Annotated in this window: 16 protein-coding genes; 10 read left to right on the forward strand and 6 right to left on the reverse strand. The window is 60.7% G+C overall.

The window, feature by feature from the left end; all coding sequences use genetic code 11:
• Nucleotides 1-128 precede the first annotated feature (128 nt).
• The 6 genes from tusD (at nt 129) to AC1DVH_RS18475 (ending at nt 3,601) form a co-directional block, all read left to right on the forward strand.
• Nucleotides 129-521 (forward strand): sulfurtransferase complex subunit TusD, encoded by a 393-nt coding sequence (gene tusD, locus AC1DVH_RS18450; RefSeq protein WP_477755017.1) that lies wholly within the window; start codon nt 129-131, stop codon nt 519-521.
• A 1-nt stretch (nt 522) separates the two neighbouring features.
• Complete coding sequence (tusC, locus tag AC1DVH_RS18455; RefSeq protein WP_477755018.1) at nt 523-885, forward strand: sulfurtransferase complex subunit TusC; 363 nt, start codon at nt 523-525, stop codon at nt 883-885.
• The gene (gene tusB / locus AC1DVH_RS18460) at nt 885-1,178 is read left to right on the forward strand and encodes a sulfurtransferase complex subunit TusB (protein WP_477755019.1); all 294 of its coding nucleotides are present in this window, start codon (nt 885-887) and stop codon (nt 1,176-1,178) included. Before tusC ends, tusB begins: the two co-directional genes overlap by 1 nt.
• A complete protein-coding gene (locus AC1DVH_RS18465; RefSeq protein WP_477755020.1) occupies nt 1,175-1,510 on the forward strand; it encodes a TusE/DsrC/DsvC family sulfur relay protein in 336 nt (111 codons plus the stop codon). The genes tusB and AC1DVH_RS18465 overlap by 4 nt, the downstream gene beginning before the upstream one ends.
• On the forward strand, nt 1,507-2,508 hold the full coding sequence (locus AC1DVH_RS18470) for a glycosyl transferase family protein (RefSeq protein WP_477755021.1): 1,002 nt from the start codon (nt 1,507-1,509) through the stop codon (nt 2,506-2,508). Before AC1DVH_RS18465 ends, AC1DVH_RS18470 begins: the two co-directional genes overlap by 4 nt.
• A gap of 91 nt (nt 2,509-2,599) precedes the next feature.
• The gene (locus tag AC1DVH_RS18475) at nt 2,600-3,601 is read left to right on the forward strand and encodes a glutathione S-transferase family protein (RefSeq protein WP_477755022.1); all 1,002 of its coding nucleotides are present in this window, start codon (nt 2,600-2,602) and stop codon (nt 3,599-3,601) included.
• 127 nt (nt 3,602-3,728) lie between these two features.
• On the opposite strand, the gene cysG is transcribed toward AC1DVH_RS18475, so the two are convergent.
• From cysG to AC1DVH_RS18505, 6 genes are all read right to left on the reverse strand, one after another.
• Entirely contained in the window at nt 3,729-5,123 is a 1,395-nt protein-coding gene (gene cysG, locus AC1DVH_RS18480; RefSeq protein WP_477755023.1) for a siroheme synthase CysG, read from the reverse strand.
• A complete protein-coding gene (gene serS / locus AC1DVH_RS18485; protein ID WP_477755024.1) occupies nt 5,124-6,404 on the reverse strand; it encodes a serine--tRNA ligase in 1,281 nt (426 codons plus the stop codon).
• Between the two features lie 16 nt (nt 6,405-6,420).
• Nucleotides 6,421-6,795: a fluoride efflux transporter CrcB gene (gene crcB / locus AC1DVH_RS18490; RefSeq protein ID WP_477755025.1), complete on the reverse strand. Its 375-nt coding sequence runs from the start codon at nt 6,793-6,795 to the stop codon at nt 6,421-6,423.
• Entirely contained in the window at nt 6,795-8,117 is a 1,323-nt protein-coding gene (locus AC1DVH_RS18495) for a replication-associated recombination protein A (protein WP_477755026.1), read from the reverse strand. The genes crcB and AC1DVH_RS18495 overlap by 1 nt, the downstream gene beginning before the upstream one ends.
• A gap of 165 nt (nt 8,118-8,282) precedes the next feature.
• Complete coding sequence (lolA, locus tag AC1DVH_RS18500; RefSeq protein WP_477755027.1) at nt 8,283-8,906, reverse strand: outer membrane lipoprotein periplasmic chaperone LolA; 624 nt, start codon at nt 8,904-8,906, stop codon at nt 8,283-8,285.
• A gap of 67 nt (nt 8,907-8,973) precedes the next feature.
• Nucleotides 8,974-11,385, reverse strand: a complete 2,412-nt coding sequence (locus AC1DVH_RS18505; RefSeq protein WP_477755028.1) for a DNA translocase FtsK — start codon at nt 11,383-11,385, stop codon at nt 8,974-8,976.
• Nucleotides 11,386-11,691: 306 nt separating this feature from the next.
• Here AC1DVH_RS18505 and trxB point away from each other — a divergent pair, with 306 nt between their 5' ends.
• The 4 genes from trxB to infA all read left to right on the forward strand — a co-directional run bounded on the left by trxB (nt 11,692) and on the right by infA (nt 14,489).
• The gene (gene trxB, locus AC1DVH_RS18510; RefSeq protein ID WP_477755029.1) at nt 11,692-12,651 is read left to right on the forward strand and encodes a thioredoxin-disulfide reductase; all 960 of its coding nucleotides are present in this window, start codon (nt 11,692-11,694) and stop codon (nt 12,649-12,651) included.
• A 62-nt stretch (nt 12,652-12,713) separates the two neighbouring features.
• Complete coding sequence (aat, locus tag AC1DVH_RS18515) at nt 12,714-13,394, forward strand: leucyl/phenylalanyl-tRNA--protein transferase (protein WP_108217862.1); 681 nt, start codon at nt 12,714-12,716, stop codon at nt 13,392-13,394.
• A gap of 57 nt (nt 13,395-13,451) precedes the next feature.
• Complete coding sequence (locus AC1DVH_RS18520; protein ID WP_111287927.1) at nt 13,452-14,159, forward strand: arginyltransferase; 708 nt, start codon at nt 13,452-13,454, stop codon at nt 14,157-14,159.
• Nucleotides 14,160-14,270: 111 nt separating this feature from the next.
• Entirely contained in the window at nt 14,271-14,489 is a 219-nt protein-coding gene (gene infA, locus AC1DVH_RS18525) for a translation initiation factor IF-1 (RefSeq protein ID WP_002553999.1), read from the forward strand.
• The last annotated feature ends 178 nt before the right edge of the window (nt 14,490-14,667 follow it).

Raw genomic sequence — 14,667 nt, forward strand, 5'->3', positions numbered from 1 at the left:
GATCGCAGCCTGCGGCAGCTCCTACAGAGGGCTTGCGTGTATATGGCAGGCTACCTTCGCGGCAAAGCCCTTCGCCGCCCCGCCGATAAAGCTTTATCATGGCCGCAGTTTCGCTGATCGAGTCCGTCATGAAATTCGCCATCGCCGTGTTTTCCGCCGCCCATGCGCCCTCCTCGCGCCGCGCCTTGCTGTTCGCCCAAGCGGCGCTGGCCGGCGGGCATGAGATTGTCCGGCTGTTTTTCTACCAGGACGGCGTCTACAACGCGTCTGCCAGCGTGGTCACGCCCCAGGATGAACTGGACTTGCCCAGGCAATGGCGCACCTTTGTCAGCGACCATCAACTCGATGGTGTGGTGTGCATCGCCGCCGCGCTGCGTCGTGGCGTGTTGAACGATGAAGAAGCCAGACGCTATCAGCGCGAGGCTGTTGCCGTCGGTGCGCCGTGGGAATTGTCGGGCCTCGGCCAATTGCATGACGCCGCGCAGGATGCCGACCGCCTGATCTGTTTCGGAGGCGCATGACATGGCCAAATCCTTGTTGATCATCAGCCGCCAGTCGCCATGGTCCGGCCCTGGCGCGCGCGAAGCGCTGGATATCGTGCTGGCCGGGGGCGCCTTCGACCTGCCGATCGGCCTGTTGTTTCTCGATGACGGCGTGTTCCAGCTCGTCGCCAGTCAGGACGCCAAGGCCTTGCAACTGAAAGACCTGAGCGCCAATCTGCAAGCCCTGCCGATGTTCGGTGTCGAGGAACTGTTCGCCTGCGGCGACAGCATCACCCAGCGCGGCCTGGACCCCAGCGGCCTGTCGCTGGAAGAAGCCCAAGTGTTGGCCGCCCCTGAAATCACCGCCCTCATTGACCGTTACGACCAGGTGATCACCCTCTGATGTCGACTTTGCATGTGTTGTCTCATTCCCCGTTCGGCGACGAACGCCTGACCAGTTGCCTGCGCGTAATCGGCGCCAACGACGGGTTGCTGTTGTCCGGTGATGCCGCCTATGCGTTGCAGCCAGGCACCGCGCCCTTCACGGTGCTCAGCGCACGCGGCCTGAAGCTGTTCGTCCTGGCTGAAGATGCCCAGGCCCGTGCGCTTGCGGTTCCAGAATGGGCCAAGGCCATCGATTACCCGGCCTTCGTCGAACTGTCGATTCACTACGACAAGGTCAACAGTTGGCTATGAATGCATTGACGGTCGGCGCCCGCGCCATCGAGCTGGACAAGGATGGTTTCCTGGTCGAACTGAGTGACTGGTCCGCCGACGTGGCCAGTGCCCTGGCGGCTGCCGAAGACATCGAGTTGACGCCCGAACACTGGGAAGTCCTCGAGCTGCTGCGCAGTTTCTACACCGAATTCCAGCTGTCACCGGCCACCCGTCCGCTGATCAAGTACACCGCCCTGAAACTCGGCCCGGAAAAAGGCAACAGCCTGCACCTGAACCGACTGTTCAAAGGCACTCCCGCCAAACTCGCCGCGAAACTGGCGGGCCTGCCCAAACCGACGAATTGCTTATGACTGATTACCCAGCACTGACCCTCGAAACACCCGCCGAGCATCCGTTCGCCCAATTCGTGCGGATCCTTGGCAAAGGCAAACGCGGCGCCCGTGACCTGACCCGGGTCGAGGCCCGCGAGGCCATGGGCATGGTGCTCGATGAAAAGATCGAGGAAACCCAACTCGGCGCATTCCTGATGCTGTTGCGGCACAAGGAAGAAAGCTTCGAGGAGATGGCAGGCTTCACCGAAGCCTTGCGCGAACGCCTGAATCCTCCGGCACTGGCGGTGGATCTGGACTGGCCGACCTACGCCGGCAAGAAGCGGCACTTGCCGTGGTATCTGTTGGCAGCCAAGTGCCTGGCACAAAACGGCGTGCGGATTTTCATGCACGGCGGCGGCGCCCACACGGCCRGTCGGCTGTACAGCGAGCAACTGCTGGGCGAATTGAACATCCCGCTGTGCCGCAACTGGCAGCAAGTCGGCTCGGCACTGGACAACGGCGGCCTGGCGTTCATGCCTTTGATGGACTGGGCGCCACAGTTGCAACGGATGATCGACCTGCGCAACACCCTGGGCCTGCGCTCGCCGATCCACTCCCTGGCGCGGATTCTCAATCCGCTGGGCGCCCGTTGCGGTCTGCAAAGCATTTTCCACCCGGGTTATCAGGCGGTGCATCGCGATGCCAGCGGCCTGCTGGGTGACACCGCCATCGTGATCAAGGGCGATGGCGGCGAAATCGAGATCAACCCRGACGCCGACAGTCACCTGTACGGCACCACCGGCGGCGTTAGCTGGGACGAGGAATGGCCGCAGTTGTCGGCGCAACGTCACGTCAAACCTGCTTCGCTTGAACCTGAACATTTGAAAGCAGTCTGGCGTGGCGATGTGGTCGACAGCTACCCGCAAATGGCCCTGATCTCGACCATGGCCCTGGCCCTGCGTGGCCTCGGACAGACCCGCGACCAGGCCTTCGAAACCGCTGAAAAATACTGGGCTGCGCGGGACAAATCAATTTAATCGATCATTCGCGCCCGATCTTTGCGCTTTTTGTTCGAACTCATCGGAATAGACTCAACTCCATCGATTATGGGTTTCGGGAGTCTCGAACATGGGTTTGTTAGTTGATGGCCGCTGGCAGGACAAATGGTACGAAAGCAGCAAGGACGGCGCGTTCCAGCGTGAACAGGCGCAGCGACGCAACTGGTTGACCGCTGACGGCAAGCCCGGACCGACCGGCGTCGGCGGTTTTGCGGCCGAGCCTGGGCGCTATCACCTGTACGTGTCCCTGGCCTGTCCGTGGGCCCATCGCACGCTGATCCTGCGCAAACTCAAAGGCCTCGAAAACCTGATCGACGTTTCGGTGGTCAGTTGGTTGATGCTGGAAAACGGCTGGACCTTCGACCAGCACCTGGGTTCGACCGGCGACAAGCTCGATCGCTTCGACTTCATGCACCAGCGCTACACCGCCGACACCGCCGACTACACCGGCCGCGTCACCGTACCGGTGCTGTGGGACAAACAACAGAATCGCATCGTCAACAATGAATCATCGGAAATCATCCGCATGTTCAATGGCGCCTTCGACGATCTGACCGGTAACGACCTGGACTTCTACCCGGCGCCGCTGCGCGGAGAGATCGATGCGCTGAACGAGCGGATTTATCCGGCGGTGAACAATGGCGTGTACCGCGCCGGGTTTGCCACCTCGCAACAGGCTTATGAAGAAGCCTTCGATGATGTGTTTGCCGAGCTGGATCGGCTGGAGCTGCTGCTGGGTGCCAACCGTTACCTGGCTGGCGAATACCTGACCGAAGCGGACATCCGCCTGTTCACCACGCTGATTCGCTTCGATGCGGTGTACTACGGGCACTTCAAGTGCAACCTGCGGCGGATTGCCGATTATCCGAACCTGTCGAACTGGCTGCGGGAAATTTACCAGTGGCCGGGGATTGCCGAGACGGTGGACTTCACCCATATCAAGAACCACTACTACGCCAGCCACCGCACCATCAACCCGACGGGTGTGGTGCCGAAAGGGCCGGCACAGGACTTCACCGCGGCCCATGATCGGGAGCGGTTTAGCGGGAAAGGGGTTTGGCGCAAGGCCTGAGTTTGATCTAAAAATTTTATTGTCTTTTAGGGCCTCATCGCGAGCAGGCTCRCTCCTACAGGGGATTTTTGAACGCCGCAAATCCGATGTAGGAGTGAGCCTGCTCGCGATGGGAGCGACTCGGTGCCTAGACCTGTCCCTGAGCCCCTTCAAACCACGCCAGTTTCTCGCGCAGTTGCACCACTTCACCCACGATCACCAATGTCGGCGCATGTACTTCATGCTCCGCCACCAGTCGTGGCAAATCGGCCAGGGTGCCGGTGAAGACGCGCTGATTGACCGTGGTGCCCTGCTGGATCAGTGCCGCCGGGGTATCGGCGGCGCGACCATGTTTGATCAACTGCTCGCAGATGATCGGCAAGCCCACCAGGCCCATGTAGAACACCAGGGTTTGCGCCGGCGCGACCAGATCGGCCCATGGCAAATCGCTGGAACCGTCCTTGAGGTGGCCGGTGATGAATCGCACCGACTGCGCATAATCGCGGTGAGTCAGCGGAATCCCGGCATAAGCCGCGCAACCACTGGCCGCCGTGATCCCCGGCACGACCTGGAACGGGATGCCTTGGGCCGCCAGTTCTTCGATCTCTTCACCACCACGACCGAAGATGAACGGATCGCCGCCCTTCAATCGCACCACACGCTTGCCTTGCTTGGCCAGGTCCACCAATTGCTGGTTGATCTGATCCTGCGGCACCGCGTGATCGGCTCGGCGCTTGCCGACGTAAACCCGTTCGGCGTCGCGACGGCACAGTTCGAGAATTGCCGGTGCCACCAAACGGTCGTACAGCACCACATCGGCTTGCTGCATCAGACGCAATGCCTTGAACGTCAGCAGGTCGGGGTCACCTGGCCCTGCGCCCACCAGATAGACCTCACCGGTCGCCACTGGCGCTTCGCCATCGATTTTCGCCTGGAGCAACCGCTCGGCTTCACCGCCCTGCCCGGCCAGTTGCCGATCGGCAATCGGCCCCTGGAAAACATCTTCCCAGAACGCCCGACGCTGCTGCACATCCGGAAACAGGCCTTTGACCTGATGACGGAATCGCGCCGCCAAACCGGCCAGGTGACCGTAGGTGGAAGGAATCCAGGTTTCGATCTTGGCGCGGATCAAACGTGCCAGCACCGGCGCATCGCCGCCGCTGGACACTGCAATGATCAACGGAGAACGGTCGACGATCGCCGGGAAGATCACGCTGCACAGGGCTGGCGCGTCCACCACGTTGACCGGCACGCAACGCCGATGGGCATCGGCGGAAACTTGTGCGTTCAGCGTTTCGTCGTCGGTGGCGGCAATGATCAGCCCGCATCCGTCCAGGTCCGTTTCGGCGTAGCCACGTAGCAGGCACTCGCCACCGCTGCCGGCAACCAGCTCGCGCAGTTGTGCTTCGATTTCAGGTGCAACCACCCGCAGCAGCGCACCGGCATCGGCCAGCAGGCGGGATTTGCGCAAGGCAATCTCCCCCCCGCCGACGACCAACACACGACTGCCGCGAAGGTTGTGAAACAGCGGCAGATAGTTCATTTAGCCGATAACCTCGAGGCCACCCATGTACGGCTTGAGGACTTCAGGCACACGGATCGAACCGTCGGCCTGCTGATAGTTCTCGAGCACCGCCACCAGGGTACGGCCGACAGCAAGACCGGAGCCATTCAGGGTGTGCACCAGTTCCGGCTTGCCGGTTTCCGGGTTGCGGAAACGCGCTTGCATGCGACGGGCCTGGAAGTCGCCGCAGTTGGAGCACGACGAGATTTCGCGGTATTTGTCCTGGCTCGGGATCCACACTTCCRGGTCGTAGGTCTTGACCGCGCTGAAGCCCATGTCGCCGGTGCACAACGCCAAGGTGCGGTAAGGCAGTTCCAGCAGTTGCAGGACTTTCTCGGCGTTGGCGGTCAAGCCTTCCAGCGCTTCCATCGACTTCGCCGGCTCGACGATCTGCACCATCTCGACCTTGTCGAACTGRTGCTGGCGSATCATRCCGCGKGTATCGCGACCCGACGCGCCGGCTTCACTGCGAAAGCACGGGGTGTGGGCAACGAACTTGATCGGCAGCAGTTTCGAATCGACGATTTCGMCGGCGACGATGTTGGTCAGCGACACTTCGGCGGTCGGGATCAGGTACAGGTCAGCTTCGCCTTCGCGCGCGATCTTGAACAGGTCTTCTTCGAACTTCGGCAGTTGGCCGGTGCCTTGCAGCGCCGGGGCCTGGACCAGATAAGGCGTGTAGGCCTCTTCGTAGCCGTGCTCGGTGACGTGCAGGTTGATCATGAACTGCGCGAGGGCGCGGTGCAGACGGGCAATAGGGCCGCGCAGCAGGGCGAAACGGGCGCCGGACAGTTTGGCAGCGGTTTCGAAGTCCAGCCAGCCGAACTTCTCGCCCAGGGCCACGTGGTCCTGAACCGGGAAATCGAAGGCCGTCGGGGTTCCCCAGCGGCGCACTTCGACGTTGCCGTCTTCGTCTTCGCCGACCGGTACCGATTCGTGCGGCAGGTTGGGGATGCCCAGCAGGATCGAGTCCAGCTCGGTCTGGATCGCGTCCAGTTCGACTTTACCGGTACTCAATTCGCCCGCCATGCGCTCGACGTCCGCCATCAGCGGCGCGATGTCTTCGCCGCGCTGCTTGGCCTGACCGATGGATTTGGAGCGCGCGTTACGTTCAGCCTGCAGTGCTTCGGTGCGGGTCTGGACGGTCTTGCGCTGTTCTTCCAGCGCTTCGATGCGCGCGACGTCCAGGGCATAGCCACGGGATGCCAGGCGGTCCGCTACGTCCTGAAGGTGGCTACGTAACAGTTTGGAATCGAGCATGTCGGTTTCTCGTTTATCAAAGTTTGGTCAAGGACAGGCCGGCCCAGGTGGCAAGTAGCCCGCCGAATACGCTGAGCGCCGCATAGCCCAGGGCCAGCGGCACCTGCCCGCTTTCCAGCAGGCGCACCGTATCCAGTGAAAAGGATGAAAAAGTCGTCAGCCCCCCGAGGAAGCCAACGATCAACCCGGCGCGAATTTCAAAAGACACCTCCGGGCGTATCAAAAACAGACCGTATAGAACACCGATCAGCAAACAGCCCACGATATTAACGGCCAGCGTCGCGGTATAGAAGTGCCGTGGCCAATTCGCGTTGATCCAATTGCCCGCGGCAAAACGCAACAGAGTGCCGGCCATCCCGCCGACGGAAACCGCAACGATCGCTGGAAACACTATTTTCTCCGCTGCCGGGGGCTTGAACGGTCGAGTTTCGCCAGGTGATTAAGCTTTTCGCCGATCTTCAATTCCAGGCCACGGGGCACGGGCTGATAGAACGGGATCGGATCGAGTTCCTCCGGGAAATAGTCTTCTCCGGCGGCGTAGGCGTCCGGCTCATCGTGGGCATAGCGATATTCATCGCCGTAGCCCAATTGCTTCATAAGCTTGGTCGGCGCGTTGCGCAGGTGCAGCGGCACTTCCAGCGAGCCGTGCTCGGCGGCGGCGCGCAGTGCGGTCTTGAAGCCCATGTACACCGCGTTGCTTTTTGGCGCGCAGGCCAGATAGGTGATGGCCTGGGCCACCGCCAGTTCGCCTTCGGGGCTGCCGAGGCGTTCCTGCACTTCCCAGGCCGCCAGGCACAGGCTCAGGGCGCGCGGGTCGGCATTGCCGATGTCTTCGCTGGCCATGCGCACCACGCGCCGGGCCAGGTACAAGGGGTCGCAACCGCCGTCGATCATCCGCGCAAACCAGTACAGCGCGCCGTCGGGGTTGGAACCGCGCACCGACTTGTGCAACGCGGATATCTGGTCGTAGAACGCTTCGCCGCCCTTGTCGAACCGCCGGCGGGTATCGCCGAGCAGGCTTTGCAGCAGGTCGACACCCATTTCGCCGTTGTCTTCGGCGAGGTCCGAGGCGTTTTCCAGCAAGTTGAGCAAACGCCGGCCATCCCCATCGGCGGCCGACAGCAGCATCTGGAACCCTTCATCGCTGAGGGTCAAGTTGCGTTTGCCCAGGCCACGCTCTTCGGTCAATGCGCGGTGCACCAGCTTGCGCAGGGCCGCTTCGTCGAGGCTTTTGAGCACGTAGACGCGGGCCCGGGACAGCAAGGCGTTGTTGAGTTCGAACGAGGGGTTTTCGGTGGTTGCGCCGATGAAAATCAGCGTGCCGTCTTCGACATAAGGCAGGAACGCGTCCTGCTGCGACTTGTTGAAGCGATGCACTTCATCGACGAACAGGATGGTGCGCTTGCCGTATTGCCCGGCCTGCTGTTTGGCGATTTCCACCGCCTGACGGATCTCCTTGACCCCGGCCAGCACCGCCGAGACCGTTTCGAAGTGCGCATCCGAGACTTCCGCGAGCAATCGCGCCAGGGTGGTTTTGCCCACACCCGGCGGCCCCCAGAAAATCATCGAATGCAGGGCACCCTGCTCCAGCGCTTCGCGCAAGGGCTTGCCGCGAGCGAGCACGTGTTCCTGACCGACGTACTCGTCCAGATTGGCCGCGCGCAGGCGGGCGGCCAAGGGCTGGGCGATCGGGGTGCTGCGAAACAGGTCCATCACTAACTATGAAACCTCACTGGGTCTGGCGCCGATTCTGTAGGAGCGAGCTCGCTCGCGATGGTCGCCAACGATAACGCTGTAAGCCTGACACCCCGCGGCGTGCTCGGGTTTATCGTCGGAACGCCGCCCGGACCAAGCTCGCTCCTACAGAGGTTCTGCACTTTATTCCTGAATTACATCGGCACCCTTGGGGATGTCAAACTTGAACTTGGACGCTGGCACTGCTTCGTTGGCCTTCACCCCGGTGAACAGGATGTTGGTGCGTTGGCCGACGCTGTCGATCAGTTGCATGTCGTTGAGCAGACCGTTGCGGAACGACAGACGCAGGTTGTCGAACAGAGTGTCCTTGGTTTTCGGCTTCAAGGTGAAGTCGATCACGCCACCCGCCTCTTTCGCGGTGATGTCGAAACTCTGGCTGATCTTCGACACGTCACCGGACAACAGCAGAGCCGGGGTCTGGGTCAGACGCTCGTCCAGCTTCTTGATCGTCGCCTGCTCCAGATCCGGATCCCACAGAGTGACTTTCTTGCCGTCGGATACCATGGTCTGCTCGGCCGGCGCATTAGTGTGCCAGTAGAACAGGCCCGGGCGCTGCAGCGTCATGTCGCCGGTGGTTTCCTGCAACTGGGTGCCGCTGCCGTCGAGGGTCAACTGCGAAAAGTTGGCCGTCAGCGTCTTGGATTTTTCCAGCAATTGGGTCAGGCGCGCCACGTCCTTGTCATCGGCGTTAGCCTGGAGCGTGGTCAAAGCCAGTACCGGCAGCAACAACATGCGGATCAGACGCATGGGAGTCCTCATAACATTCGTGGGAGTGCGGGCGACGCCAATGGGCGCCACCCCTTTCATGCTCGGGTCAGTCGCGCACCGGGCCCGGGGCCAGGACTTCACGCGAACCGTTGGTGTTCATGGACGTCACGACCCCGGCCATTTCCATGGCTTCGATCATGCGCGCGGCGCGGTTGTAGCCGATCTTCAGCTTGCGCTGAACCGCGGAAATGGAGGCACGACGGCTTTCCAGCACGAACTGCACGGCTTCGTCGTACAGCGCGTCGGCCTCAGGATCGTCACCGTCGCCGCCACCGCTGCTGCCTTCGAAGCCGCTACCCGCCTCTTCGACGCCATTGAGAATGTCGTCGTTGTATTCCGGCGCGCCACGCAGTTTCCAGGCTTCCACCACGCGGTGAACCTCATCGTCGGACACGAAAGCACCGTGAACACGAATCGGCAGGCTGGTGCCCGGCGGCATGTAGAGCATGTCACCGTGACCGAGCAGTTGTTCGGCACCGCCCTGGTCGATGATGGTCCGCGAATCGATCTTGCTCGATACCTGGAACGCCATACGGGTCGGGATGTTGGCCTTGATCAGACCGGTGATCACGTCTACCGACGGACGCTGGGTCGCAAGAATCAGGTGGATACCGGCCGCCCGCGCCTTCTGGGCGATACGGGCGATCAGTTCTTCAACCTTTTTGCCGACGATCATCATCATGTCGGCGAATTCGTCGACCACCACCACGATGGTCGGCAGCTTTTGCAGGAGCGGCGCTTCGTCGTGAATGCTTTCGCGCTTGTACAGCGGATCGCTCAACGGCTCGCCGGCGTCCTGGGCTTCCTTGACCTTGGCGTTGAAGCCAGACAGGTTTCGCACGCCCATCTTGGCCATCAGCTTGTAGCGTCGCTCCATCTCGGCAACGCTCCAGCGCAGGGCGTTGGCGGCGTCCTTCATGTCGGTGACCACCGGGCACAGCAGGTGCGGAATGCCTTCATAGATCGACAGTTCCAACATTTTCGGGTCGATCATGATCAGCTTGGCGTCTTCCGGGCCGGATTTGAACAGGATCGACAGGATCATCGCGTTCACCCCCACCGACTTACCGGAACCGGTGGTACCGGCCACCAGCAGGTGCGGCATTTTCGCAAGGTCGGTGATGACCGGCTTGCCGCCGATGTCGTGACCCAGGGCCAGGGTGACCGGGGATTTGAAGTTGTCGTATTCGGGGGTCGACAACACCTCGGAGAAACGCACGATCTGCCGGTCTTCGTTGGGAATCTCGATACCGACGGTGGTCTTGCCCGGAATCACTTCCACCACGCGCACGCTGGTCACGGCCAGGGAACGGGCCAGGTCTTTGGCCAGGTTGGAGATGCGGCTGACCTTGACACCGGCCGCCGGCTGGATTTCGTAACGGGTGATCACCGGACCCGGGTGAATCGAATCCACCGTGACTTCAACGCCGAATTCCTTGAGCTTGATTTCCAGCAGGTGGCCGACCGCCGCCAGGGATTCAGGCGAGTAATTGAGCTGTTTCTTTTCCGCGGGATCGAGAATCGAGATTGGTGGCAAGGTGCCTTCCACGGCGCTGTCGACGAACAACGGCGTCTGCTTCTCTTTCTCGACGCGCTTGCTCGGTGCGGCGGGCTTTGGCGGCGCGGGCGCAATCACCGGCGGCACCTGTTTCTCGCRCTCGGACATGTGTTTGCTCAGGGCTTGCTCACGCTCGATCAGCCGCTCCTTGACCTTCGCCTGCTCGCGCTTGTCGGTGACGGTCGGCGCGACCACTTCATCCATACGGTCGTCGACTTCACGCAACTGGGYAACCAGTCGTTTGCGCTCGGTACGGGCCGCCCACCAGCGATTGGCCGCACCCTGGAACAGTTCGAACAGGTCGAGGGTAATCTTGCCAGTGATGTCCATCACCTTGAACCACGACAGGTCGGTAAACACAGTCAGGCCGAACAGGAACAACGCAATGAACAACAGTGTGCTGCCCTGGATATTCAAGGCGTTCCTGGCCAGGTCGCCAAGGCTTTCGCCCAGCGCACCGCCCGCACCGGCCGGCAGACCGGTCGCGGCATGGAAATGGATATGGGCCAGAGCGGCGCCCGACAGCACCAGGAACACCAGGCCGATCAGGCGCCAGGAGAACAGCCAACCGCTCCACTGCCACGGTTCGTGACGCTGGCGGAAGATCTGGTACGCCTTGACGGCCAACAGCAACGGGAAGATGTAGGCGAAGTAACCCAGCACCATGAACAGGATATCGGCGCTGTAGGAGCCCGCTGGCCCGCCGAAGTTCTGCACGTCGTCGATCTTGCTGTTATGACTCCAGCCCGGATCATCCTTGCCATAGGTCAACAAGGCCATCATCAGGAACAGGCACAAGGCACCGATGGCGATCAGCGCACCTTCCTTGAGTCGGTAGTGCAAGTGCTGACGCCAGAGCGGAACGACGGCTGGTTTAGGTGCTGCGGTGGATTTCTTCAAAACGCTTCTTTTCCTGCGCCAATGGCGCGTCCATCTGGTGAATGTCTATAAAAACTGCCGAAAAACTACCCAATCCAGGCAGGTAAAAAAGTTAACACGCGTAACCGGGACTACTTTTAACACTGCGCCCCGGTTTTTATAAACACGGCGCGCACTGAATATATGTAACACGCAGGGCATTGTACGGGTTTGTACGCACGACGCCATGCTTGAGACCCTTGGGTGTAGCATAGTCAACAGCACATGACATGCTGTTCAATTTGAGCATGCATTCTCTTTGGTGACAAAGGCTTATGAGGTGTTTTTATGAGCGAAGCGAAGCATTCACGCCTGATTATCCTGGGCTCCGGCCCTGCGGGTTACAGCGCGGCCGTTTATGCCGCCCGCGCCAACCTCAAGCCCGTTGTCATTACCGGCATACAGGCAGGTGGCCAGCTCACCACCACCGTCGAAGTGGATAACTGGCCAGGCGACGTCGAAGGCCTGACCGGACCAGTCCTGATGGACCGCATGCAAAAACACGCCGAACGCTTTGCCACCGAGATCGTTTACGACCACATCCACACCGCCAAGTTGCAACAACGGCCGTTCGAATTGATCGGCGATGGCGGCACCTACACCTGCGACGCCTTGATCATTGCCACCGGCGCCTCCGCGCAATACCTGGGCCTGCCGTCGGAGGAAACGTTTGCCGGCAAAGGGGTATCAGCGTGTGCGACCTGTGACGGATTTTTCTATCGCAATCAGGTGGTTGCGGTGGTCGGCGGCGGTAATACGGCGGTCGAGGAAGCCTTGTACCTGTCGAACATCGCCAAGGAAGTGCACCTGGTGCATCGGCGCGACAAGCTGCGCTCGGAGAAGATCCTCCAGGACAAACTCTTCGAAAAAGCCGCCAACGGCAATGTCCGCCTGCACTGGAACCAGAACCTGGACGAAGTGCTCGGCGATGCCCGCGGCGTGACCGGCGCCCGTCTGCGGGACAGCCAAACGGGTGAAACCAAAGAGCTGCCGCTGGCCGGGGTGTTTATCGCCATCGGCCATAAGCCCAATACCGACCTGTTTACGGGCCAACTGGAAATGCGCGACGGGTATCTACTGGTCAAGGGTGGCAGCGAAGGCGATGCCACCGCTACGGCGATTGCCGGGGTTTTTGCCGCCGGTGACGTGGCCGACCACGTTTATCGCCAGGCCGTTACGTCTGCCGGGGCCGGTTGCATGGCGGCACTGGACGCCGAAAAATACCTCGACGACATTCCAACCGTTTGAAGGCAAACTTTATGGCGGGCCAAAACCCGCCACTGCCCTCCCCTTCTGTRAGTCCGGATGCCATGCTGACCTGGTTACAACGCAATACCTTGCATTTCCCACCGCTGGAAAAGGCCATGCGCGACCCCAACGGGCTTCTGGCTGCAGGTGGTGATCTGTCCGCCGATCGGCTGATCTCGGCTTATCGCCACGGCTGCTTCCCTTGGTTTTCCGAAGGCCAGCCGATCCTCTGGTGGTCTCCGGACCCGCGCACGGTTCTGTTTCCCGACGAATTGCACGTCTCGCGCAGCCTGAACAAACTGCTGCGTCAGCAACGCTATCAAGTGACCTTCGATCAGGACTTCGCCGCCGTCATCCGCGCCTGTGCCGCCCCCCGGGATTACGCCGATGGCACCTGGATCACCGAGGCCATGCAGGACGCTTATATCGAGTTGCACAGGCGTGGACACGCGCACTCGGTGGAAGTATGGGACGGGGACGAACTGGTTGGCGGGCTGTATGGCCTGGCAATGGGCCAGTTGTTTTTCGGCGAGTCCATGTTCAGCCTCGCTGACAACGCGTCGAAATTCGGCTTTGCCACGCTGGTCCGGCATCTGAAAGACTCGGGCTTTGTACTGATCGATTGCCAGATGCCCACCGACCACCTGCATAGCCTGGGCGCCCGGGCGATTGCGCGTCGCGAGTTTGCCGATTATCTGGCCAGGCACCTTGACCAACCCAACCATGCCACCTGGGTTTGCTGAGCGACTTTTGCGCGCGTGGCTTACACTTATTCAAAAGCATTATCCCGAGGGTTGATCATGACCGAGTTGGCGCGTTTGAAGTTCTATGCCACTCAGCCGCACTCTTGCAGTTATCTGCCCGATGAGCAGGCCACAACCCTGTTCCTCGACCCTAGTCAGCCCATGGATGTGCATGTCTATGCAGACCTGTCGGAGATGGGTTTTCGTCGCAGTGGCGATCATCTCTATCGGCCGCATTGCCAGAATTGCAATGCGTGCGTTCCGGCGCGTATTCCCGTGGGACAGTTCACGCCCAACCGGCAACAGAAACGCATCTTCAAGCGCAACGCGGATTTGCAGGTGCGTCCCGCCAAGCCCGGCTTCAACGAAGAGTACTTCGACCTTTACCAGCGCTATATCGAACAGCGTCACGCCGATGGCGACATGTACCCGCCAAGTCGCGACCAGTTTTCGACATTCCTGGTGCGGGACCTGCCGTTTTCACGCTTTTATGAGTTTCGTCTGAACGGCCGGCTGCTGGCCGTCGCGGTCACCGATCTACTGCCGAACGGTCTTTCGGCGGTCTACACCTTCTACGAGCCCGCCGAAGAGCGTCGCAGCCTTGGGCGCTACGCAATCCTCTGGCAAATCGCCGAGGCCAGCCGACTGGGGCTGGAGGCGGTCTACCTCGGCTACTGGATCAAAAACTGCAAAAAGATGAACTACAAGACTCAATATCGCCCCATTGAGTTGCTGATTAATCAGCGCTGGGTGGTTCTAAACTAGAGCCAACCCTAAACCCCTTGGCTTAAACCCCACTTTTCGGGCACAATGCACGCCGCTTTTGCCTGGCGCAGTTGCACCGGGCCATTCATTGGACACCGAGGGCTTTACTGCATGTCGAAAGAAGACAGCTTCGAAATGGAAGGCACTGTCGTCGACACCCTGCCCAACACCATGTTTCGTGTGGAGTTGGAAAATGGGCACGTCGTAACCGCGCACATCTCCGGCAAGATGCGCAAGAACTACATCCGTATTCTTACCGGCGACAAAGTGCGCGTCGAGCTGACGCCCTATGACTTGAGCAAAGGGCGCATCACTTACCGCGCTCGCTAATCAGGTCAATACAAGACGCCCGGCTTATGCCGGGCGTTTTTGTTTGTGGGCGATTTAGCAACCACAACACAGAACCCTGTGGGAGCGAGCTTGCTCGCGATGGCGTCAGCTGATCCAACGTTGATGCAAGCTTATGCACCGCTATCGCGAGCAAGCTCGCTCCCACAGGGTTCTGTGT

The organism is Pseudomonas sp. P4_C3 (genome assembly GCF_056402075.1).

Coding starts and splice junctions, on each gene's coding strand:
- tusD (WP_477755017.1), top strand. CDS start 129: ATGAAATTCGCCATCGCCGTGTTTTCCGCCGCCCATGCGCCCTCCTCG.
- tusC (WP_477755018.1), top strand. CDS start 523: ATGGCCAAATCCTTGTTGATCATCAGCCGCCAGTCGCCATGGTCCGGC.
- tusB (WP_477755019.1), top strand. CDS start 885: ATGTCGACTTTGCATGTGTTGTCTCATTCCCCGTTCGGCGACGAACGC.
- AC1DVH_RS18465 (WP_477755020.1), top strand. CDS start 1,175: ATGAATGCATTGACGGTCGGCGCCCGCGCCATCGAGCTGGACAAGGAT.
- AC1DVH_RS18475 (WP_477755022.1), top strand. CDS start 2,600: ATGGGTTTGTTAGTTGATGGCCGCTGGCAGGACAAATGGTACGAAAGC.
- cysG (WP_477755023.1), bottom strand. CDS start 5,123: ATGAACTATCTGCCGCTGTTTCACAACCTTCGCGGCAGTCGTGTGTTG.
- AC1DVH_RS18495 (WP_477755026.1), bottom strand. CDS start 8,117: ATGGACCTGTTTCGCAGCACCCCGATCGCCCAGCCCTTGGCCGCCCGC.
- lolA (WP_477755027.1), bottom strand. CDS start 8,906: ATGCGTCTGATCCGCATGTTGTTGCTGCCGGTACTGGCTTTGACCACG.
- trxB (WP_477755029.1), top strand. CDS start 11,692: ATGAGCGAAGCGAAGCATTCACGCCTGATTATCCTGGGCTCCGGCCCT.
- aat (WP_108217862.1), top strand. CDS start 12,714: ATGCTGACCTGGTTACAACGCAATACCTTGCATTTCCCACCGCTGGAA.
- AC1DVH_RS18520 (WP_111287927.1), top strand. CDS start 13,452: ATGACCGAGTTGGCGCGTTTGAAGTTCTATGCCACTCAGCCGCACTCT.
- infA (WP_002553999.1), top strand. CDS start 14,271: ATGTCGAAAGAAGACAGCTTCGAAATGGAAGGCACTGTCGTCGACACC.